The organism is Bradyrhizobium sp. Mp19, assembly GCF_029952935.1.
Taxonomy (GTDB): Bacteria; Pseudomonadota; Alphaproteobacteria; order Rhizobiales; family Xanthobacteraceae; genus Bradyrhizobium; species Bradyrhizobium elkanii.
Window position 1 is genome coordinate 41,919 of sequence record NZ_JASAUT010000046.1, and the last position, 20,285, is coordinate 62,203.

Genomic DNA, 20,285 nt, shown 5'->3' on the forward strand with positions numbered 1-20,285 from the left:
CTTGCGGTTACGACAGATACAACTTGGCCGAGGGGAAGGGCAGACCGAAAGCAATGGACGTTGGCGACCGGAACAAACTCAAGGCGAGGTTGGCGCGTGAAAAGGACGCCGCGGTCGCGACCGACAATCTGCGTGATGCCGGATCGCCTCAAGCGTAGCCGCCGCAGCACGAGACCGGGACAGCCGGTCGCGCTCGCCGCCGCGATGCGATCGATGTTCCCGTCGTCCTTCGTCGCGGCGCGTCTCTGCGTCGTCTTCGTCACTCTTGCGTCGGGAGCGGGCTTTGCCTCGGCGCAGGCAACCGATCCGGTCGAAGCGCTCGGATATCATCAGAGCTCCGAAGGGCGGTCGCTCGTCCAAGCCGCGCTGAAGTCGGCGAACGCAGTCCTGTCGTCCTCTTCATCCTTCCGCCTCAAGCCGTCATGGAGCCTCAAAGACCGGAAGGCCCGGTCGCCGAACGATATCCTCGTTTTCAACGTCGCAACTACGGCTAAGCCCTTCGTCATCCAAGTGCCGTTCCAATCCTGCCGCTGCATCTTCGTCCAGGAGGCAGCCTTCCGGAAGAGCGTCGACCGATATGCCCGGAATTCGAAAAAAACCTCAGAGATAGATCCTTCGGAGTTGCTCGCCTTCATGTTGCTCCACGAGGTCGGCCATCAGGAAAGCGGCCATCCTGGGTTCATGGACCAGGAATCTCCGGACCTGAATTTCGACGACAACGAAATCAAAGCCCGCGAGCGTGCGGCCGACGAGTTCGCTGCAAAAGCGTTGGTGACAGCCAGCAAGGACGGCGGCCGCGTGGACGCATTCCTAGCCGCGATGAAGCTCGAAATGGCTCTGTCGAAAGTCTCGTTCAACCTGAGCGGCCTCCGTATCGTGGATCATTTCGGCGGGTCGACCCTATGTTCGAAGGACCTGTTCGCCGATAAGGGCGTCAGCCATCCGAATTTCGAGCTGCGCATACTGGTGGTGAACGACATAATCTCGGGCACCGCGACTTCGCGCCAATTGCTCACCGATTTCGAAAGATGTCGCCTGACCGGATCGAGATAAGCTCGCCCGACCGTGGCGGAGGGGCAACACGTTAGGTAGATTCGAAGATGCGCCGCGTCCTGCGATTGCAAAAACGATGCGAGGCTCATACGCTCGCCGCGTTTGGCATCTCGGTGACCCATGTATTTTCGGTCCATATTGGTTTTTGTCCTCCTGATTTCGTCGTCGGCCGCGATCGCTCAAAGCCGCAAGGGTAGCGATCCGATCATCATCTGTCCGACCGCGAAGATCGCCCGTTGCGACGTCCTGGTCGATCCCATGGGGAATCCCGCTCAGCCGGTCAGATGCCCAGCCTCCCACTGCAGAGCGAGCGCGACGATCAGGGACGGTAAGAAGGTTTGCAATTTCTCATGCCCCGAGTACTTCGACATCTTCAACTGATCCCTCGGCTTGTTGCTCCACTCGCGATGGTGTCAACGCTCGCGGGCTGCGGTACTTACGTTCCGCCCCTACAGGAATATTTCGAGACGGCGTCTCCCGACGCGGTCTTCTCCGCTGGCGGTCAATTCGAATACGCTATCAAGACAAAAATCTATTGCGACATCGTCGAAGCGGTCGTCGCCAGTCGCGAGGCCGGCGTCCTACCGACGGGGTGGGCGGTTCAGACCACCCTCGATCTTCAGGTCGACGAGTCCGGTTCGTTGAACCCAGGTGCAACGTACATCGATTCACCGACGTTTTCGATCGGCGCCGGCGCCGTCTTGTCATCGCAAGCAACCAAGGAAAGCAAGTTCGGCAGCTATTGGAATCTGGACAAGCTGAAAGGGGCCGGGAGCAGTCCGTGTGCGAATGGTCGCCCCGTAGGCAGCTCTCTGCTGCTGAGCGAGTTGGGGATAGCCCAGTGGCTGAAGGACTCGCTGAGAAGTCGGTATTTCCTGCCCTCGTCCGAGGGGAAGAAGGGCGACCCGTTCTTCAAGCAGGACTTTCTATCCCTACACGTGAAGTTCATCGTCACCTCGAGCGGAAGCGTCACGCCCGCCTGGAAGCTGGTGCGCGTCACCACGGGTAACGGTGGATTGCCGCTGGTCGGGGCAGGCCGGGTTCGGACGCACGACCTCCTTCTCACTTTCGGACCCACCTTCGCTGCGGGAAGCCCGAACCTGGCGATAAGTTCGCATGCGGCCCAAGACTTCGGTATTGCGGTCTCCAACGGCCGCCGCGTGGTCCCGACGCCTTAGCGGCGCCGACGTCGGCGTTTCGTCGAGTTCGTGGAAAGCATCGTCATGACGCGCGACACCTCGCGAGCGTCGAAGGCTTCGTCGCCTTTGAAGTCGGCTGACGGCCTGGTACGATGCCATCCTTGGGGATTTCGGCGGGAATGGCAGGCGCATCGAACGATGAGCTCATCAGGATGTCCGCATTTGCGGCGCTCGATCGGCTCATGGTCGGACGGACGGTGCTTCCATGGAGCGCGATTGAGACTGGATTCGCGGCGCCGGGGTTCGATCACCGCCTACGGTTCGCCGGCCGGGCGAAGGGGATATTCAAACCCAAGGAAATGACCGGCATTCTCTCGGTGAGAACCGTCATGCCGCGCAAGGGCAGAAAGGTTTGGTACAAAGATCAGCATGACGGCCGTGATGCACTGTACGCCGGCGATTCGACGGTCCGGTACAGCTTCAGGGGCGAAGACCCGACGTCATCGGACAATCTGCTGCTCAGGGATGCGGTGGAAAAGCGCAGCCCGATAATCTATTTCGTCGCCGTCGCGCCGGCCGTTTACGTGCCGCTATACCCGGCGTTCGTCGTCGACTGGTATCCGGAGAGGCTGGAGGCAGATCTGGCTTTCGCGCCGATGACGATCGCCGGAAGGGCCGCAACACTTCCATCGACCACAATCGAACGGCGCTATCGGCTGGTCGAGGTGAAGCAACGGGTGCACCAGGCGGAGTTCAGGGAAGCCGTGCTCGATGCGTACGGATCGCGCTGCGTCATTACCGGGATCCCTGTCCGCGAGCTTCTCGATGCTTCTCACATCGTGCCTGATGCGGACCAGAATTGGGGGCAGCCCTGGATTCCGAACGGCATTCCACTGAGCAAGATTCACCATGCCGCCTACGACGCCAATCTGATCGGTATCGATCCGGACGGCATCGTTCACGTTTCGCAGCGGCTATCGACCGATTGCAGAGACCTGGACGTGGTCAAGGCGATCGACGCAATGAGAGGAGCGCGGATTCGCGCACCTCGGTCCGACGAGGATCGCCCGGACCGCAATCGACTGGCTTTGCGGTTCGAACAATACTGTGCCGCAAACTGAACTTTCCGATCTGGATTGCCGCTTGGGACGTGGTCGCTTAGAGCGGCACAAGGCGGGTGCCGACCTCGTATGCGATCGACATCGTCGCGGAGCCGTAAGAGTTCCGGTCGAAGCGGCACTACCTCTTGGGACCCACGAGCACATGGATGGCATGGTGATTGCCGGTCGCGGACGTGTATGGCACCTCGCCAGCATCAATTCCGACCGATTTCAAACCTTCGATCAATGCTTCGGCCACCGGCTTGAGGGCGGCTTGATATCCAGGGTGCAGCTCGATCTCGACGTTCTGAGCCAGCGCCGATCCCGCGAGCGGACGGCTCGTACGCTGTATGGCCGACGCGCCGGGCAGCGGCGACCAGTCGATCTGTCGCCAGCCGGCAACGTGTAGCGCCTCTTCGATGTCCCACAGGATATCCCCAATCTCTCGTTCGAAATGGCTCATGGCCGTATCGAATTCGGTCCCCGCGAACGGTCTCAGCCGGTCGGCAAGCTGCGTCTTGTTCGGTCCGATGACGTGCCGTCTGGTCTTTCTGAACTCGAGGAGCTCCTGCTCCGCCGCGGAGGCCCGATCCAGTGCGGCGGCGAGCTTCCCGCGGTTCTCGTCTTCCGCTTCCCTGGAAGCGATGATGGTCCAGCGAATGCAGAAGAACTCGATTAGAAGACCTAGCCCGATGAGTACATTTGCCGCGATGGAGCTCCAGAATTTCCGATCGGGATGATAATCGTAATAGGATAAAACGATTATCTCGATGATGATTCCGATCAGGATTCCGAGTGTCGCACCCGCCGACCACTTCTCGTAGGTCTCCAGGCGGTCGTGCGGCGACTTTTGCGTCGTATTGACGTTCGACATGAACTGGTCCCGTATGCGCGGCAGGATCGCGAATATAGCGATCATGGGCCACGCCGCCAGCGTCTGCGCTAAGGATATAACCGAACCGCTCGTGGCGATCGAGGTCATGTCCCCGACTTCGCAGCGACGGGACTGCGACGTCAAGCGCGCCTTCTACCTAGCACTGCCGGCGATCCAGCACGTCGTCATGGTCGGCACTCTTAACATGGCCATCTGGCACGACGCCCGGATCGAGGGCGGATACTGTCAGACGATGCTTCGAAGCCGGGCCACGTGCTAGATCTGATGGCGATCGGGGCCGCGGTCAGGCTCGACATCTACGCCAGCGGCGCTCTCGAACAAGCATCCCGCAATGACCGAGGGCTATGATCCTGGCCTCGGCGGTCAACCGGCGAGACCGACCCAGTCGACGTGCCCGGACGTCATGTACACGATGGCGCCCCGAGTCGAACCGGTCGCCCGAAGGTAGTGGCCGAGTTGTCGCCTGTAGGCGGAGAAGTCGGCTTCCTTGGGATCTACGTCGCTCTTCCAGTCGAAGACGATGGTGCCTTCGTCGTCGCGGGCGATCGCGTCGGCCCGACCGCCGACCAGATCGTCGGGGCCGGCCGCCGTACCGTAGACCGGCACTTCCGCGACGAGCCTTCCGCGGTATCTGTCGACGTCCGGCAGTCGCAACGTCCGCAGCGCGGTCGAAGCGAGCTCCCGCACGTCGATCGCGGAGAGCGTCGGCGCCATCGAAGACAATTGATCGAACAGTTCGTTGGACCGGGCGGTCGCGGCTTCTTGGTTCTCCTCCAACTCGCCGGAGATGAGCTCCTCCATCAGCTTGTGGAGAAGGATGCCCCGGATGCGGCCTCCTTCGACCGTGGTCTCGGCGCGTGGCAACTCTTCGCCCGTCTCGAAGGACAGTTCGTCCGTGATGACGTCGGGATCGCTGTCGCTGGGCTTGATCCAACGGACGCGGGGCGCGGCTTCGATGCGCGATCGCTCTTCCGCGAAGATCTGCGCGGTCTGCCCGTTTGCCACCGGAACGCGCGAGGCGACGGGCGTGCGGGGGAGACGGCCGATGTCGAGTTCGGGAACGGTTTCCAATTTGAAGTCGAGAAGCTTCGCCCAGGAAGCGTCGTTGCTCCATGAGAAGTCCGGAATGACCAGGAGCTCCATCGCCCGGGTGCATGCGACGTAAAGGAGCCGCACGTTCTCGTCCCTTTTCTCCGCCTCTTCCGTCCGCAGCGCGTCGCCCAGTCCCGGCGGCACCACTTGGCCCAGCGCCCAATGCAGGCTTTCGTCCCGTCTCCGGTGGACGAACGCCTCCGCCCGCCGCGGCATGGACGAGCGGTTGATCGGAATCACGACCGGCCACTCCAGGCCTTTCGACGAATGCACGGTGACGATCTCGATCGACTGTCCGTCGGCCTCCATCATGCCTTCCGGTGACGCCGATCCGCTCGACCATTCGTCGTCGATGTCCCTGGCGAACTGGACGAAGCCGCGGACGTCGTAGCTTCGGGCCCGTTCGACGAAGCCGTCAACGTTCGCGAGCGCCCGCGCCGCCTGCTCGCCGCTGCGGGCCGCGACGATGGCGCGGATGCGCAGACGCTCGATGGCCTCGGCGAGAACGAAGGCGGGCGCCGTCGCGTTGATGCGGCGGCGCAGGTCAGTCAGAACGGTCAGCACTTCCCGTGCGACCGGGTTTCGGACCGCCGCCGGTTCGGTCCGGAGAGACAGACCTGCGATCCGGTCGCCGTCGACTGGAAGATCGGCGGTGATGTCGAGCAGTTCCTGCTCGGTCAGGCCTACGAGCGGACCGCGCATGAGCGCGCCGAGCGCCAGCGTGTCGCGGGTGTCCGCCAAGGCGCGGATCAGCGCCACCAGATCCTGCGCTTCCTGCCGCTTGTAGAGGTTCTTGCCCGCCTGCGAGGCGAAGGGCAGTCCCGCCTCCTCAAGCGCGCGTTCGTACCGCCAGAGGTCCGTGGAAACCGGTGCGAGCAGGGCGATGTCGCCCGGACACAGGCGCCTCGTCTCCCCGTCGTTGAGCTTGATGTCGACGTTGCCGATGAGGCGCGAGCATACTTCGGCCACGGCCTGGGCTTCCTCGTCGCGGGCACTGTCGACCCTCGTCAACGGAGGAAGCTCCACGGAGACCTTCGCCACGCACGGCAAGCCGTGCTCGCCGGCGGCCCTCGTGGTCTGCAAGGCGACGTAGCCGGCCTGCTGCGACGACAGCCGTTCCTCGAAGCAACGGTTCACGTGATCCAGAATCTGGCCGCGAGACCGGAAGTTCGCGGTGACCCTGAGGATATTGTCAGGGAATTGCGCCTCGATCGTCTCGCGCACCCTGAGATACGTCGCCAGGTCCGCACCGCGGAAGCGATAGATCGCCTGCTTCGGATCGCCGACGACGAAGAGATGGCCGGGCCTGAGCGATCGCGCGTGCCAAGTGCGGTCGTCCTCCGCCGTTCCGCAGAGCAGGAAGATGATCTCCGCCTGCACGGGATCGGTGTCCTGGAACTCGTCCACCAGAAGCCGCGAGAAGCGTTCAGCGGCTGTCGTCCGGACGGAAGGATGGTCGCGCAGTACGTCGCGGCACGTGAACAGAAGGTCGTCGAAGTCGAGGACGGCGGCCCGCCTCTTGAACGTCTCGTACTCCGTCATCACTTCGTCGAGCTCGGCCGAGAAGATCCCGATGATGGCCGTCGCGATCCGTCCCATCAGCGCGCCGTAGACCCGGCGACATCGGCCGAAATGCTCTTCGGCCTGGTCCGCCAATCGCTCGCCGGCCGCGCCGCCGGCCTTCCGCCATAGCGTCCGGCGTCTGTATTCCCGAAGATCGGACGTATCCTTGCGCATGATCGGCAGCCACGCGGGATGCGCGAGCTCCAGTAGGCCTTCGAAGTCGGGCATCGGATCGAAACGTCCCCGGAAGTGAGAGACCAATGTCTCGAGCGCGACGATGTCCGGATCGGCCTCGGGGGGCACGTCGACCTGATCGCACCAGCGCCGGAATTCCCGCACGCTCTCCGCGAACTCGACGTCCGCCTGCGCATCGAGATCGGCGGGCAACGGCCGCGCTCCCCGATGGCGTCGGCGGAATTTGGCGAAGCTGCGCAGCAGTCCTTCGGCGTCGATCGGATCACGCCGCGCCACGGATGCGATCGGATCCCCGGCCGCTGACGCGGTCCTGTCGAGCCTGCCGCGCCACCACCTGTCGAAGATCGCGTCGAACACGAAGTCGGCCTGATCGCCGTCCAGGACATCCGCGCCGGGATCGATCGCGGCTTCGACGGAATACGTCTTCAGGAGGTCGTGGCAGAACGAATGGATCGTTCCGCAGGTCAATTCGTCGAGGCGCTTCGCGGCGCCGCGTAACATCGTGGTCTGGGCGGCGTCGGGCCCGGAGGGCAGGGCCGGCCGGAGCTCGTCCGGAATCCGGCCCTCGAGTATGCGATGGAGGTAGGAGGCGATGCGGTGACGCAGCTCGCCCGCCGCGAGCTCGGTGAACGTGATCGCCGCGATCAACCGCGGATCGATCCCGTGCGCGAGCAGCATCACCACGCGACCGGCGAGCAGGGACGTCTTGCCGGTGCCCGCTGCGGCTTCGACCAACAGGCAGGAGTCCAGCTCGGTCAACGCCCTGAGACGTTCGGCCCCGTCGACCATCTGCATCACGGAGCGCTCCAATATCGCGAGATGGCCGCGTTGATCTTGTTGCTTGCGGCCAGCTTGCGCCGTTCGTAGCCGGGCGACGCCGGGAGCGCCAATCGAAGTTCGTTCGACCTGTCGAACGAAAGCCGGCCCGAGGTGACGACGCCCTTGCGCATCATCGAGACCGCGACGTTGACGAAGGCGGCGATCTGCTCGACGGCGGCATCGAGATCGGGAAGCCTGACGGCGAGAGTATCGCCGCGCAGATAGAGCAGCCGGGCGACGACCGTCGGTTCGCCCTCAAGCAATTGTCGGCAGGCGAGCCCGTACAACGCCCGCTGCAGCTCGGACCCGCCGTCGATCACGACGCGTCCCGCGTTCCTGGGCGCCTCAGCGGTCTTGTAGTCCCAGACGCGGACGGCAGTGCCCCCGCTGTTGAGATCCAGCCTATCGATGGAGCCGCCGAGCGTGATGGGCGTCCCGGGTACCGTGACCGGAATGGTCGGATCCCACGGGAGTTGCCCCTCCGCGGCGACGGCATCCGGTTGGCCGAACGGCACTTCTGTCCAGCTTCGAGTGCCCGCGTCCGTTATCTCCTTCCGCAGCAATCCCGCGAGAGCCAACGTTGCCGCGAAGTCCACGGTATTGCGCCATAGCAGCGCCGGCGGCGTCTGTCCCCGCAGCGGCCACGCGTCCCTGACGGTCGACGAGGCGTCCGCCAGAGCGCTTTCGATCTCCGCGTCCGACGCGCGCGCATATCCGGGCACCGGCTCAAGCGCATCCACCGCGCGCCGAAGAAGCTCGTGGACCAGCTTTCCGAAGTCGTCGGGCGCGATCGTCAACGGCTGTTCGCGATCGCGAGGCGCATTCCAGCCGAGGGCGTAGCGCCACACGAAGCCGAGCGGATCCCGCAGCATCCTTCGCAGGGATGTCGCGGACTGCACGCGTTCGATCGATCTCACGACGACCGGATGTTCGGCGTCGAACTTCCCGTCGTGCGACGTGAACCGCTCGAGATGCCAATCGCGCCAGCAGGCGTCGGCCGATCGCACGCGTTCGACCTGGGCCGCGTCCTGCGGGCGGGCCATGATGCGATCGGCTTCGTTCCAGGCGTGCTCGGGAACGCGCGCTCTCGAGAGCTGCTCTTCCGGCAGGCCTTCCGGAAGCGGGCTTCGGCCCACGCGGCTTCCCTGCGCGCTCCGGCGGCCGCGGGAGAGCACAGCTCCGCCCGTCGCCGCGTCTACGACGATGCGGAAATGCCGACGGTCGGCTTCGGCGACCGGATCGACATCGACGATAGCGCTCGAAAGAACGTGATCCGGAACGATGGAGTCGTTGCCTTGCCGGCGAGGCCAGTGCCGGTCCGTCAGGCCGAGAAGCCGGACATGCGGGCGCGGCGCGGTGGCCAGATCCCGCGCCGAGCACCAGACGACGGAGTCGGCTGGGTCGTGATCGGATTCGAAGCGCGAGGACCGCAATGAGAGCTCGATGGCCTCGGGAGGCGCGCTGCGCAGCGCGCTCTGCCATAGCTGTAGCGCCCTACCGTGCAGAACGAGGACCGCGGCTTCGGCCGCCGCCGAGATGCCCCGTGCGAGGATATCCACGATCGGCAATGCGCCCAGCGCGTCTGCCAGAGACGCATCGTTCGCCGCGGCCGCCGAGATCGCGCGTCGCCATTCTTCTGGCCGCGACAAGGTCGCGCCGCGCGGCAGCGAGGTCAACCAATTCGCGGGCAGGCCTTCGAATGCGCTGCGCTCGCCCCGGCAAAGGGAAACGAGACGTCGCAAGCGTTGCTGGTTTAGACCATGTTGAAGCACGTCTGCCAGCGCGGCGCACCGCTGACCGTCGCGGGTCGAAAGCGCGGGGATCCCGTGCGGGAAGGCCAATCCGAAGCCGGTGTCCTGCGCGAGGGCACGGAAGTGATCGTCCCACGGCGCCGTTCCCGCCGACACGATCGCGATCTGGTCCGGCCGGGCGACGCCGGAGGCGATCAGATTGCGTGCCCACCGCAGACTTTCGATGGCCTCGTGGTGCGGATCGGCGCAGGACACGGCGGAGGGCGCCGGATGGTCGACTTCGGGCGGCCGCACGATCCTTCCCGCGAACCAATCAGTCTCCGCGTACGGCGACGCGATCCATTCGATCGGGACCTCTTTCGCCAAGGCGTCGAGCAGGGGCCGCCAAAGCGGGGGGATCAAGGAGAGGCGATCGATCGTCAGTGGTCCGATCGCCCGGGACGCGTGCCGTATCCTGGACAGAGCCGCGTCGCGCAGGTCGATCGGAAGCGCCGTCGCGAGCGGCAGGTCCAAGCGTACGCGCTCCTCGATAGTGGCCAGATCCGCGAGGCGGGCAATCTTCGGGTCCGTGCTCCGAAGCGATATATCGGCGTCCCAGACCTTACGGAGGGCGCGAGAGACCGCCCGTGTCATGCCCGGAAGGAGCCGCACCTTCTCTATTTCTCGAAAGCCGCCCGCCGCGAGAGCGTGCTGGATGGCACGATCGAGCTGCTCTGAAGGTACGGGCGATCTGAAACCTCCGGCAACGCGGGCCGCGAGATTCGGAAGGGTCAGGATCTGGAGGCCGCATTCGTTGGCTCGGGCGGCGACGGCACGGCGCATCTCGAACGCGAGCGCACTACCAACTATCGAGGTTCGCGGTTGGAGCATCGTTGGCTGAGTCGCCTCTCAGGATTCGTCGCCGATCATCGTATCACCTTGCCGCGGATCCGCCGCCGAAAGGGCAAGTGAAAGTTCCGCGGAAGGCGCAGTTTCGAAGAGCCTCGGTTCGGCGCCGATCCCGGACCATCGCTACCTGCCGGGCTTGGCGAGGAGTTCGCTGACGGTCACGCGTAGGACGCCGGCGATCTGCTCGATGATTAGCAGGGTAGGGTTGCGCGCCCGGTTTCAATGAGCGATATCGCCGCTTGATCCGTCTTCAGAGCGTCAACCACGTCCTTCTGACTGAGTCCCTGAGTCTTCCGCAGGCGACGCAAGTTCGTGGCAAGGATTCGTGCGGCGGCCGACTTCCGCTCAGGGAAGCGTCGGCCGAACGGCTTGTTCGACCCTTCCTTGTCGGGCGGGTTTACGCTCGGGCTCGCGGGGCGTTTCGGCAATCCGATATCCGATCTTTGGATGCTGCCCGATGCGGGCGACCGAAGACATGGGAGCGGCCACCGTCGGGTTGCGTCAATCCCGACGCCCGCTGTTCCACGGTTTCGGCTCTCGTGCGGAACTACCAAGCGTCGGCCGACCTTGAATTCCGCCCGTTCGCCTCGGCCCGTGCCATGCGTTAGGCCGCCCTCTAGGGCTGGCGCCGACGCCTCCCGGTCTCGCTGCGGGAAGGCGTCGTTCACTTCCGTCGCCATGATCTTGTCGTGGACCGTGTTGAGGCGGAGCACGAAGGCTCTGCGGTCTCACGCAACGCCGCGACGCGTGTCGGGAAGGTCAGGAGCCAGGTTCCGCCGAAATCGTCACTGCAGGGATCGTTTCCGCCGACATGAGCTGGATCTTTGGCTTAAAAACACCCGGTTCCAGCTCGAAATGGAGGAAATGGACCTATTGCCTGATTCAGTAATTAGTCATATATGACGTTTTATAGATCGTTCTTAGTCAGATATGGTTGGATCATGGGCTCGCCGAAATCAGGTACCGCACTCGAACGCCTTGGCCACGACCTCCGGTCGGCTCGCCTGAGCCGTCGTGTGGCGGTGGCCGATCTGGCAGCGCGCGCGGGTACGTCGCCTAGCACCATCGCGCGTCTGGAACGAGGCGACCCCGGGGTCGCGGTCGGCACGCTCGCGGACGTGCTCGTCTCTCTCGGGCTCATCGAGAAATTGGCAGACCTCGTCGACATCCGAAAGGACGATCTGGGTTTGGCGCTCACCTCGGAGCGGTTGCCGCAGCGTGGTCGCTCGTACGCGTCCAAGCTGCGCAGGCAGGAGAAGCAAGAGGACAAGGCTGGGAAGGACGAACCGGACGACGTTGATCCGAACGGCGTGGCCTTCTGATGACCGAATACTATGCCCGCGTCGCGCTTGGAGAAGGCTTGACCCCCGTCGGCGAGCTGCGTTTTACGCAGACCGGGCCTCGTCAGTTTTCGATCTTCAGCTACGATCCGGCCTGGGCGAAGGATCCTCGCGCCTTCGCCTTGCAGCCGAACATGCCCTTCGACGCCGGGCCGTTTCATGCGTCGGCGCAATCTGGAAATGCCCGCGAGGCGCTCGCCGGTGTCTTTTCCGATACCGCACCCGATAGCTGGGGACGCAGACTGCTCGAACGAGCCTACGGCAACGGTCTGACCGAATTCGAATACCTCACGCTGTCCGACGATGCATGCCGGCAAGGCGCGCTGCGCTTCGTCGACGCCCTGGGAAAGATTATCACCGGCAAGGCCAACGAAGCGGTACCGCGCCTCCTCGATCTGGAGGCGATCACGACGATCGCCCGGGCCTACGAGCAGGGCAAGGAGATATCGCCAGCGGACATGCAGGCGCTTGCCGGCGCCGGCGGCTCGGGCGGCGCTCGGCCGAAGGCCAACGTTCGTGACGGCGACGTTCTCTGGCTCGCCAAGTTCACTTCCGTCCATGACCAGCACCCGATCGAACAGGTGGAGGTTGCGACGCTGAACCTCGCGCGGATGTGCGGCATTCGCATTCCCGAGGTGAGACTGGAGCTTGCCGACACGAAGTTTCCTGTTGCGCTCGTTCAGCGCTTCGATCGGCGCGGCCGCGCCCGCATTCCCTACATTTCCGCGAGAACGGCGCTTGGGAAAACGGGCGCGGAACTCGGTTCGTATACGGAGATCGTAGATTTCATGCGGGCGGCAGCTCCGGATCCGAAAGTCGATTTCGAAGAGCTCTATCGACGAATGGTCTTCACCATTCTTGTGTCGAACAAAGACGATCATCTGAAAAACCACGGCTTCCTGTATGTCGGTTCGGGACGCTGGCGTCTCTCGCCGATGTTCGACGTGAACCCGGCACCGGATCGCAATCCACATCTCGAGACGGCGATCATGGAAGGCGGCACTCACGACCGGTCGATCAAGCTCGCCCTGGAGGCTTGCGAGTTTTTCGAAATCACCGAAGCCGACGCGCGGAAAATCATCCGAGCTACGGCTCAGCGCGTATCCGATGGATGGCGCGAGACGTTCCGACGGGCGGGGGTTAGCGGCGCCCAGTCGCGCGATTACGAAGCCGCCTTCGTGCACGATCAGAGCGAGATAGCGCTTGGACTCTAATTCATCATATATAATAGAATAACTTATATAAGTAGTCATATATGACTAATTAAAGGGAGCGTTTCTGGGAGCTAAGGGTTCTGTCCGACGTGGGTGAGCGAACCGCGCCCCGCACGCAAACTAGCCACCACGATCAAGCAGCTTTCGGGTTGCCGCGCAGGTCACGAAACTTCCGGCTCTCCTTCGCGTAGGCGGCGAGCAGCGTCTTCACCACAAGGCCATGCCTTCGGCCTTCAGGTCGATCTTTTGCGCGCGACTATAGTGTTGCTCGGTGACAGGGGCGAGCTTCTCGCGTTCCTTGGTTTTGCCGAACGAAGTCTTGTGGCCGAGAATGGCCGTCGCCGCTCCGCCCAGACGTCTGTCGTCGAGATAGGTGGCGATCGTGCGCCTGCAGTCGTGCAGACTCCACCTTTCGATGCCGTAGAGCGCGAAGAGATCGAGCCGCTGCTTTTTTGGGCGCGGCAAGCGATCGACGAGGACCACGGAGGCAACCTGAAGGTCGACGGCGCCACGGCTCCTCATCACGGGGCGGCCTGGTGAATTCCCAGGCAAGCCAGTCGGCATCGTAGCGGAAATCGATCGCGCCGCTGGACTCACGCTTGAGCACCCCCGTGTGACGGCCATTCACGAACACATTCAGCGGGGCATTTGCTCGTGGGCGGCCCATCAGAAGATATCCTCAATGTCGGCCGCGTTTGCTTTGCTCCGCGGACGAACAACGAGCTCGAGATCAAGCGCAGCCAAGGCCTCCATCACAGTGTGAAGCTGCACGGCCGGTGCGCCTGCCTCCAGCCGTGATACGGTCCCTTGGCGAAGGTGGATGTTTTTCCCGAGATCGGATTGCGTCAGTCCTGCTTTCTTGCGGGCCCGGCGCAGGATGGCGCCGAGCTGTTTTTCTGTTCGCGCGATTTGCTGGGTCATGGCCCCACCTCCGGAGCGAAATATACGCGATCGCGTATAAATCGGCCGCATACGCGATCGCGGATAAGCTCTCAGCCCTGCCTAAAAGCCCCAAAAACGGTCCGACTGTTAAGTATTTCGAAAGGTCTCACACCTCGTCGGCCTACTTCTGGTTGACTGCGAGCCAGACAAAAGGAAGGGTTGAAAGCGGCAGACCTGAACACAGGCGGCTGGGGAGTTGCGTCATGAGTATCAGTGCCGGCGCCACCGCGCCGATAACGCCTGCTGCGTTCATAAAGAAATGGAAGAAGGCGTCTTTAACCGAACGACAAGCCGCCCACGAGCACTTCCTCGATCTTTGTGCGCTCTTCGGACATCCAACGCCTACCGAAGACGACCCAACCGGTGAGCGCTTCGCCTTCGAGAAAGGCGCCACAAAAGTAGGCGGAGGCCGCGGCTTTGCCGATGTGTGGAAGAGGGACCACTTCGCTTGGGAATACAAGCGCAAGAATGGAAACCTAGACGCGGCTCTTCTTCAACTCATCCGCTATGCGCCGGCTCTTGAGAGCCCCCCGCTACAGGTCGTCTGTGATGTCGAGCGCTTTCGTATTCACACGGCCTGGACAAACACAGTCCCGACGACCTACGAAATCGAGCTTGAGGATCTGGCCGAGCCCGCCAAGCGTGAAATCCTCCGTAACGTCTTCCATGCGCCCGAGAAGCTGAAGCCGACCAAGACGCGTGCCGCAGTGACGGCCGAAGCGGCCGACAAATTCTCCACGATTGCCTCACGCTTGCGGGGCAAAGGGACAGCCGACGAGATCGCGCATTTCGTCAATCAGCTCGTGTTTTGCTTTTTTGCTCAAAGCGTAAAGCTTCTGCCCGATGGACTGTTCCCGAAGCTCCTCCAGCGATCTTCGCAGAATCCCGACCGCGCCAAGAACTATCTTAACAAGCTCTTCGAGGCCATGGAGAGCGGTGGTGAGTTCGATCTCAACGACATTGCATGGTTCAACGGCGGTCTATTCGATGGCAGGCGCGCGCTACCGTTGGATGCCAGCGATATCGGCCTTCTCGTAGCCGCGGGGAGCCTAGACTGGAGTCTGATTGATCCGACCATTTTTGGCACATTGTTTGAGCGCTTTCTTGATCCAGATAAGAGAGCGCAGATCGGCGCTCACTACACGGATCAGGACAAGATCGCCAAGATCATTGATCCGGTCATTCTTCGTCCGCTAAGGGCGGAGTGGGAACTTGCCAAGCAAGAGATCACAGCGTTCCTGCACGGCGAGCGCACGCCGCCAATGCGCAAAAGGCCTCAGAGACGTATGACGAAGCAAGAGGCCGCCGAGGAGACCCGGTCGCGATACCTCGAGCGCCTTCGTAACCTCCGCATCTTGGACCCCGCTTGCGGCTCTGGCAATTTTCTTTACCTGGCCCTCCAAGGCGTGAAAGACCTCGAGAACAAGGCCAACCTCGAGTGCGAGATACTCGGGCTCGAGCCACGCTTGCCGGTTGTGGGGCCTGAGATCGTGCGCGGCATCGAAATCAACCCGCTGGCCGCGGAGCTCGCTCGCACAACGATTTGGATCGGCGATATTCAGTGGCGCCTGAGAAACGGAATCCATGCCAAGCCCAAGCCGATCCTGCGAAAGCTTGACGCCATTGAAGGTCGGGACGCTCTGGTCGCGGCGACCTCGACTCTCCTGAGCCACGGTAAGAGGGGAGGCGCCAAAGATCGGTCAGACGCGCAATATGTGGAAGCAGACTGGCCTGAAGCCGAATTTATTGTCGGCAACCCGCCGTTCCTCGGCGTACGGCTCATGCGCCAAGCACTCGGCGATGATACGGTGCAACGCCTGTTTGAAGTCTATGATGGGCGCGTTTCGCGCGAGGCTGATCTCGTTTGCTATTGGTTTGAAAAAGCCCGCAGAGCTCTGCTGTCCGGTCAGACGTCACGGGTCGGTTTGGTCGCAACAAATTCCATACGCGGCGGAGCCAACCGTAAGGTCCTAGAGCAGATCGGGGCCGACGCCCGGGTATTCGAAGCTTGGAGCGATGAACCGTGGGTCGTTGATGGCGCTGCTGTCCGCGTTTCTCTCGTTTGCTTCGGGAAGGGCGACGACGCCTTGAGACTTGACGGCGAACCAGTCGCCTCGATTAACCCGGACCTCAGTAGCACAATCGATCTCACCAAGGCACGCCGTCTCGCCGACAACGCTGGTGTTGCTTTCATGGGAGATACCAAAGGAGGTGCCTTCGACGTACCGGGAGAGCTTGCGCGCAAGTGGCTCAAGTTACCTCTTAATGCCAACGGCAGGCCAAACTCGGATGTCTTGCGACCTTGGCGCAACGGAATGGACATGACACGTCGCTCCCGTGACATGTGGATCATCGATTTCGGTTGGGAAATGTCGGAGCGCGAGGCCTCACTCTACGAAGCTCCATTTCAATATGTGAAAGAGTACGTCCTTCCAGAGAGGTCCAAAAACAGGCGCGACGCTTATCGCGAACGTTGGTGGCGCCATGTGGAACCGCGCCCCGGTATGTGGAACGCGCTCAAGGGGAAAGATCGCGTCATCGTAACTCCCGAAGTTTCGCGTCATCGAGTTTTCACGTGGTTGTCGACCCAGGTCGTGCCTGATCACAAGCTGCAAGTTATCGCTCGTGATGATGACACGACTCTCGGTATTTTGCTTTCAAAATGGCATCTGATGTGGTCGCTTGGCGTTGGTTCGTGGCACGGCGTCGGAAATGATCCGCGATACACAATCAGCTCATCCTTTGAGACATTTCCGTTCCCCACGGGGCTTACGCCAAACCTTCCTGCCGCACGCTTTGCGCGTGAAGGGCGTGCAACAGCCATATCGAAGGCTGCGCGACGTCTTGAGGAGCTCCGCCAAGCATGGCTAAACCCGGCCGGCCTGGTTCGAGCCGAAGCCGAGGTGGTGCCGGGCTATCCGATGCGCGTTGTAGCTTCAGATGCGGCAGCAGAGAAATTGCTTCGTGAGAGGACGTTGACCGATCTTTACAATCAACGTCCGCATTGGTTGATCGAGGTTCACAGGGCGCTCGATAGCGCAGTCGCCGCGGCCTACGGTTGGCCGTCGGACATATCGGACGAAGACGCCTTGGCAAATTTGCTGGCATTGAACCTTTCGCGAGGCCAAATGGACCAGCTCTCGAAGAAAAGCCGAGCCGTCGGCTCGGATGAAGATCGGCGCGCACCGCAATTCAAGCTGCCCATCTCCGGTGGCAAGCAGGTTAAGGCAGACGCGACGAGAAGCCGCACGCCTGCAAAAAATGGTTCGGCGACAACTAGCTTACGATCAGGGCGCCGCCGAAAATCCGCATAAAACAGGTGTAATGCGAATCCTAGAGTCACCCTAACCACGTGCTTTAAAGATGATGGGAGTCCTAGGATCCTTAAAATTTCCAGATCCCACCAGTCAGCCGCGGTTTCGGTCATTCGGGAAATAGGAAAATATTCCGTAATCTATGTTATGCGAACAATATTTGTAGCCGCAATATAGAGATGACACCCCTCCGCAAAGTTGAGATGGCACTCCACGGTTGGAATGCAGTTGCGGAGAACGGCAATCGTGGTGGTGTCGATGAGTGAAGCCGAGTTTTCGCGGCTCAATGTGCTTCTGGAGGTTCAAGCCAAACGACTGACTGTGGCAGAGGCGGCCAGCGTACTGCGGTTGCAACGGCGACAGGTGTTTCGGCTGTTGCGGGGGCTGCGGCAACGCGCCCGTGCAGATTGAGGATCTGGATTTGCCCCCGGCTGTAGCGGATGAGATTAGCTTGCTGCAAGGTATTGGCGACCAGCGACACACTGTTGCGGCGTGCCCCGATCACCTGCGCCATGGCCTCCTGCGTCAGTGGTAGCCGGTGGTCGCCCGACAGATCATGGGTGTGCAGCAGGCAGCGCGATAGCCGCGACACCACTGGATGGGCTGCGTTGCAGCCCGCGGTCTGCTGCATCTGCGCGTAAACCGCGAGGCCGTGACGCGTAAGCAGCGTCCGTAGGGTCGCGCTCTGCTCGGCCGCGATGCGTAACCGGTCGAGGTCCATCACAGACGCGGCACCGGGGACCAGCACGACCGCCGTGTTCAGCGCGCAGGTATCGCCCACGGCTGTGAGTGCCCCGAGCAGGCTGTCGCGGCCGATCATGGCGACCGAAACAGCTCTCTGGCGCGCGTGATGAGTGACTTGTGATCTAGCCAGGCGATGCGTTGGTCTCCGCGGCTAAGCGCTTCAGAAAACCTGCGAAGCACCGCGCTGTAATTCTTGACAGTGGTTGGGGATAGCCTGCTGCTACGAGCTGCCTCACTGATGAGCGCCTCGTCTTCCGCCGGAACACTTCGTTTGCGCCCGGGACCGCCTAATGCAACACCGGACTCAAGATGCCCCCGAAGGGCGTTCAAGGCCGGACTCATTCTCGGGTCAAGCGGAAAGAACTCCTTAGCGTGGGTTACGAGCGAATCGTGATCGAGGGCAGAAATCGATTGCCCTCTAAGCGCGAGATCACGCCCAAGCTGCCGAAGAGCCTTTGCATAACTATTGAGCGAATTGGCACTCAGTCCTTGGCGCTCACCCGCCGACCGCACCGCGTTGTCGATGAGGGAACGGTCTTCATCAGATAGATGAGGAACTTCAGTGGATCCGCCTCCAGCCGCCCCGCGCCTAAACTCCTCAATCATATTCAAGGCGGGAGACATATTTCTATCCTGGGGAAACAGCTCTCTAGCGCGCGTGATGAGTGCCTCTTGATCTAGCCAGGCGATTCGTTGGTCTCCACGGCTAAGCGCGTCAGACAACCTGCGAAGCACGGCGCTGTACGTCTTGACAGCGTTTGCGGCGCGCTTGCTGCTACGAGCTGCCTCACTGATGAGCGCCTCGTCTTCCGCCGGAACACTTCGTTTGCGCCCGCGACCGCCTAATGCAACACCGGGCTCAAGATGCCCCCGAAGGGCGGTCAAGGCCGGACTCATTCTCGGGTCAAGCGGAAAGAACTTCTTAGCGTGGGTTACGAGCGAATCGTGATCGAGGGCAGAAATCGATTGCCCCCTAAGCGCGAGATCATTCCCAAGCTGCCGAAGAGCCTGTGCATAACTATTGAGCGAATTGGCGCTCAGTCCTTGGGACATCGTCAACTTAATCGACCGCCGAGCCGAAGAAGGCGATTCTCAAAGGTTCGAGATTCGGCGACAACGCCTGTCGTGGAGATCTCGCGCCAAGTCGCGAAGGCTCGCTCGCGCGAAGCACGACGGAAGTCGGCGATGACGGCTCCGGGATAGGGGATGTGGAAAAGGTTCGCGACCTGATCGTGAACTGACAGAAACCGTTGAGCCTGACGGGACGATTTGAAACGCTTCATGATCCGCTCGCGTCGCCGCGTCGGCTGATGAGAATTCTCGGCCCGATTGTTGAAAGCTTTGTGCTGGCGATGTTCGACGTGCAAGCCCATCTTCGCCCTCGCAGCGCCGTACGAACGGAGCTTGTCCGTGATCATCACGCGCGGCGGCGTGCCGGCGGATTTCAAGAGCTTCTTCATGAGCCGCTGCGCAGCGCGCGAGTCTCTTCGGCGCTGGATCAAGACGTCGAGAACGAAGCCATTCTGGTCGACAGCGCGCCAGAGCCAATGCTGTTCGCCCGCGATCGAGATAACGACTTCGTCCAAATGCCATTTGTCGCCGCGAGCGGGAGCGCGCTGGCGGATCCGATCGGAGAATGCCTTGCCGAATTTCCGTCCCCACTGGCGCACGGTTTCATAGGTCACGTCAATGCCACGCGCCGCCAGCATTTCCTCGACCATGCGCAAGCTTAAGGGAAACCGGAAATACAACCAAACGGCATAGCTGATCACGTCCGGTGGGAAGCGATGACGGCGATAAAGAGAGTCCCGGGCGGTTGGCATGCTGCTCGTCTACCCCTTCGGCCACTCCAATTCGTTAACTTGACGGTACCCAGGAAGGCGTGCGCCTGCAGCGCATCGCCGACCAGGATCGCAGTAGCTTCGCCGAACTTGAGTGCACGGTCGGAAGGCCGCGGCGAAGCACGTCGTCGTCCATCGCGGGTAGATCGTCGTGAACCAGGGTACAGGCGTGCATCATCTCGATGGCGGCGGCGACGACGTCGAGCATGTGTGCCGGTGTGTCGGCCAGTGCGCCGGCAGCCAGACAGAGCAAGGCGCGGGTACGCTTCCCGCCATGCAAGGTGGCGTAGCGCATCGCCGCCATCAGCTCGGTCTCATCGTCATGTTCGGCGCAGAGAAGACGCGCCAGCTCCAGTTCGACCCGCTTTGCGCCGTCCTGCATCCAGATCTCGGGG

At 62.1% G+C, this 20,285-nt stretch carries 11 protein-coding genes and 3 pseudogenes; 6 read left to right on the forward strand and 8 right to left on the reverse strand.

Annotated elements, in window-relative coordinates; translation table 11 throughout:
* The first annotated feature begins 135 nt into the window (after positions 1-135).
* The 3 genes from QJT82_RS34285 to QJT82_RS34295 all read left to right on the forward strand — a co-directional run bounded on the left by QJT82_RS34285 (position 136) and on the right by QJT82_RS34295 (position 3,313).
* The gene (locus tag QJT82_RS34285; protein ID WP_016846599.1) at positions 136-1,053 is read left to right on the forward strand and encodes a hypothetical protein; all 918 of its coding nucleotides are present in this window, start codon (positions 136-138) and stop codon (positions 1,051-1,053) included.
* A 407-nt stretch (positions 1,054-1,460) separates the two neighbouring features.
* Complete coding sequence (locus QJT82_RS34290; RefSeq protein ID WP_016846597.1) at positions 1,461-2,231, forward strand: hypothetical protein; 771 nt, start codon at positions 1,461-1,463, stop codon at positions 2,229-2,231.
* A 140-nt stretch (positions 2,232-2,371) separates the two neighbouring features.
* Positions 2,372-3,313, forward strand: a complete 942-nt coding sequence (locus tag QJT82_RS34295) for an HNH endonuclease (protein ID WP_016846596.1) — start codon at positions 2,372-2,374, stop codon at positions 3,311-3,313.
* A gap of 118 nt (positions 3,314-3,431) precedes the next feature.
* Here the strand turns inward: QJT82_RS34295 and QJT82_RS34300 are convergent, their stop codons facing one another.
* The 3 genes from QJT82_RS34300 to QJT82_RS34310 all read right to left on the reverse strand — a co-directional run bounded on the left by QJT82_RS34300 (position 3,432) and on the right by QJT82_RS34310 (position 10,120).
* Complete coding sequence (locus QJT82_RS34300) at positions 3,432-4,274, reverse strand: hypothetical protein (RefSeq protein WP_125459141.1); 843 nt, start codon at positions 4,272-4,274, stop codon at positions 3,432-3,434.
* A gap of 276 nt (positions 4,275-4,550) precedes the next feature.
* Entirely contained in the window at positions 4,551-7,832 is a 3,282-nt protein-coding gene (locus QJT82_RS34305; protein ID WP_038387562.1) for a UvrD-helicase domain-containing protein, read from the reverse strand.
* On the reverse strand, positions 7,832-10,120 hold the full coding sequence (locus QJT82_RS34310; RefSeq protein WP_051003238.1) for a PD-(D/E)XK nuclease family protein: 2,289 nt from the start codon (positions 10,118-10,120) through the stop codon (positions 7,832-7,834). Before QJT82_RS34310 ends, QJT82_RS34305 begins: the two co-directional genes overlap by 1 nt.
* Before the next feature lie 1,316 nt (positions 10,121-11,436).
* Between QJT82_RS34310 and QJT82_RS34315 the strand changes: the two genes are divergently transcribed.
* Together QJT82_RS34315 and QJT82_RS34320 are read left to right on the forward strand one after the other, a co-directional pair.
* Positions 11,437-11,817: a helix-turn-helix transcriptional regulator gene (locus QJT82_RS34315; RefSeq protein ID WP_038387564.1), complete on the forward strand. Its 381-nt coding sequence runs from the start codon at positions 11,437-11,439 to the stop codon at positions 11,815-11,817.
* Entirely contained in the window at positions 11,817-13,049 is a 1,233-nt protein-coding gene (locus QJT82_RS34320; protein ID WP_016846590.1) for a type II toxin-antitoxin system HipA family toxin, read from the forward strand. Before QJT82_RS34315 ends, QJT82_RS34320 begins: the two co-directional genes overlap by 1 nt.
* A gap of 207 nt (positions 13,050-13,256) precedes the next feature.
* Here QJT82_RS34320 and QJT82_RS34325 read toward each other — a convergent pair whose 3' ends face one another.
* Positions 13,257-13,532: a hypothetical protein gene (locus tag QJT82_RS34325; protein WP_179077449.1), complete on the reverse strand. Its 276-nt coding sequence runs from the start codon at positions 13,530-13,532 to the stop codon at positions 13,257-13,259.
* Between the two features lie 183 nt (positions 13,533-13,715).
* Positions 13,716-13,970 (reverse strand): helix-turn-helix domain-containing protein, encoded by a 255-nt coding sequence (locus QJT82_RS34330; protein ID WP_038387565.1) that lies wholly within the window; start codon positions 13,968-13,970, stop codon positions 13,716-13,718.
* A 224-nt stretch (positions 13,971-14,194) separates the two neighbouring features.
* Between QJT82_RS34330 and QJT82_RS34335 the strand changes: the two genes are divergently transcribed.
* Positions 14,195-17,305 (forward strand): class I SAM-dependent DNA methyltransferase, encoded by a 3,111-nt coding sequence (locus QJT82_RS34335; RefSeq protein WP_016846587.1) that lies wholly within the window; start codon positions 14,195-14,197, stop codon positions 17,303-17,305.
* A gap of 403 nt (positions 17,306-17,708) precedes the next feature.
* Here the strand turns inward: QJT82_RS34335 and QJT82_RS34340 are convergent.
* The 3 pseudogenes from QJT82_RS34340 to QJT82_RS34350 all read right to left on the reverse strand — a co-directional run.
* Positions 17,709-18,131, reverse strand: a pseudogene (locus QJT82_RS34340) (helix-turn-helix domain-containing protein); the annotation flags it as partial.
* Between the two features lie 978 nt (positions 18,132-19,109).
* Positions 19,110-19,872: pseudogene (locus QJT82_RS34345) on the reverse strand (IS6 family transposase).
* A gap of 50 nt (positions 19,873-19,922) precedes the next feature.
* Positions 19,923-20,285, reverse strand: a pseudogene (locus tag QJT82_RS34350) (polyprenyl synthetase family protein); the annotation flags it as partial.

Coding starts and splice junctions, on each gene's coding strand:
- QJT82_RS34285 (WP_016846599.1), top strand. CDS start 136: ATGCCGGATCGCCTCAAGCGTAGCCGCCGCAGCACGAGACCGGGACAG.
- QJT82_RS34290 (WP_016846597.1), top strand. CDS start 1,461: ATGGTGTCAACGCTCGCGGGCTGCGGTACTTACGTTCCGCCCCTACAG.
- QJT82_RS34295 (WP_016846596.1), top strand. CDS start 2,372: ATGGCAGGCGCATCGAACGATGAGCTCATCAGGATGTCCGCATTTGCG.
- QJT82_RS34300 (WP_125459141.1), bottom strand. CDS start 4,274: ATGACCTCGATCGCCACGAGCGGTTCGGTTATATCCTTAGCGCAGACG.
- QJT82_RS34305 (WP_038387562.1), bottom strand. CDS start 7,832: ATGCAGATGGTCGACGGGGCCGAACGTCTCAGGGCGTTGACCGAGCTG.
- QJT82_RS34315 (WP_038387564.1), top strand. CDS start 11,437: ATGGGCTCGCCGAAATCAGGTACCGCACTCGAACGCCTTGGCCACGAC.
- QJT82_RS34320 (WP_016846590.1), top strand. CDS start 11,817: ATGACCGAATACTATGCCCGCGTCGCGCTTGGAGAAGGCTTGACCCCC.
- QJT82_RS34330 (WP_038387565.1), bottom strand. CDS start 13,970: ATGACCCAGCAAATCGCGCGAACAGAAAAACAGCTCGGCGCCATCCTG.
- QJT82_RS34335 (WP_016846587.1), top strand. CDS start 14,195: ATGAGTATCAGTGCCGGCGCCACCGCGCCGATAACGCCTGCTGCGTTC.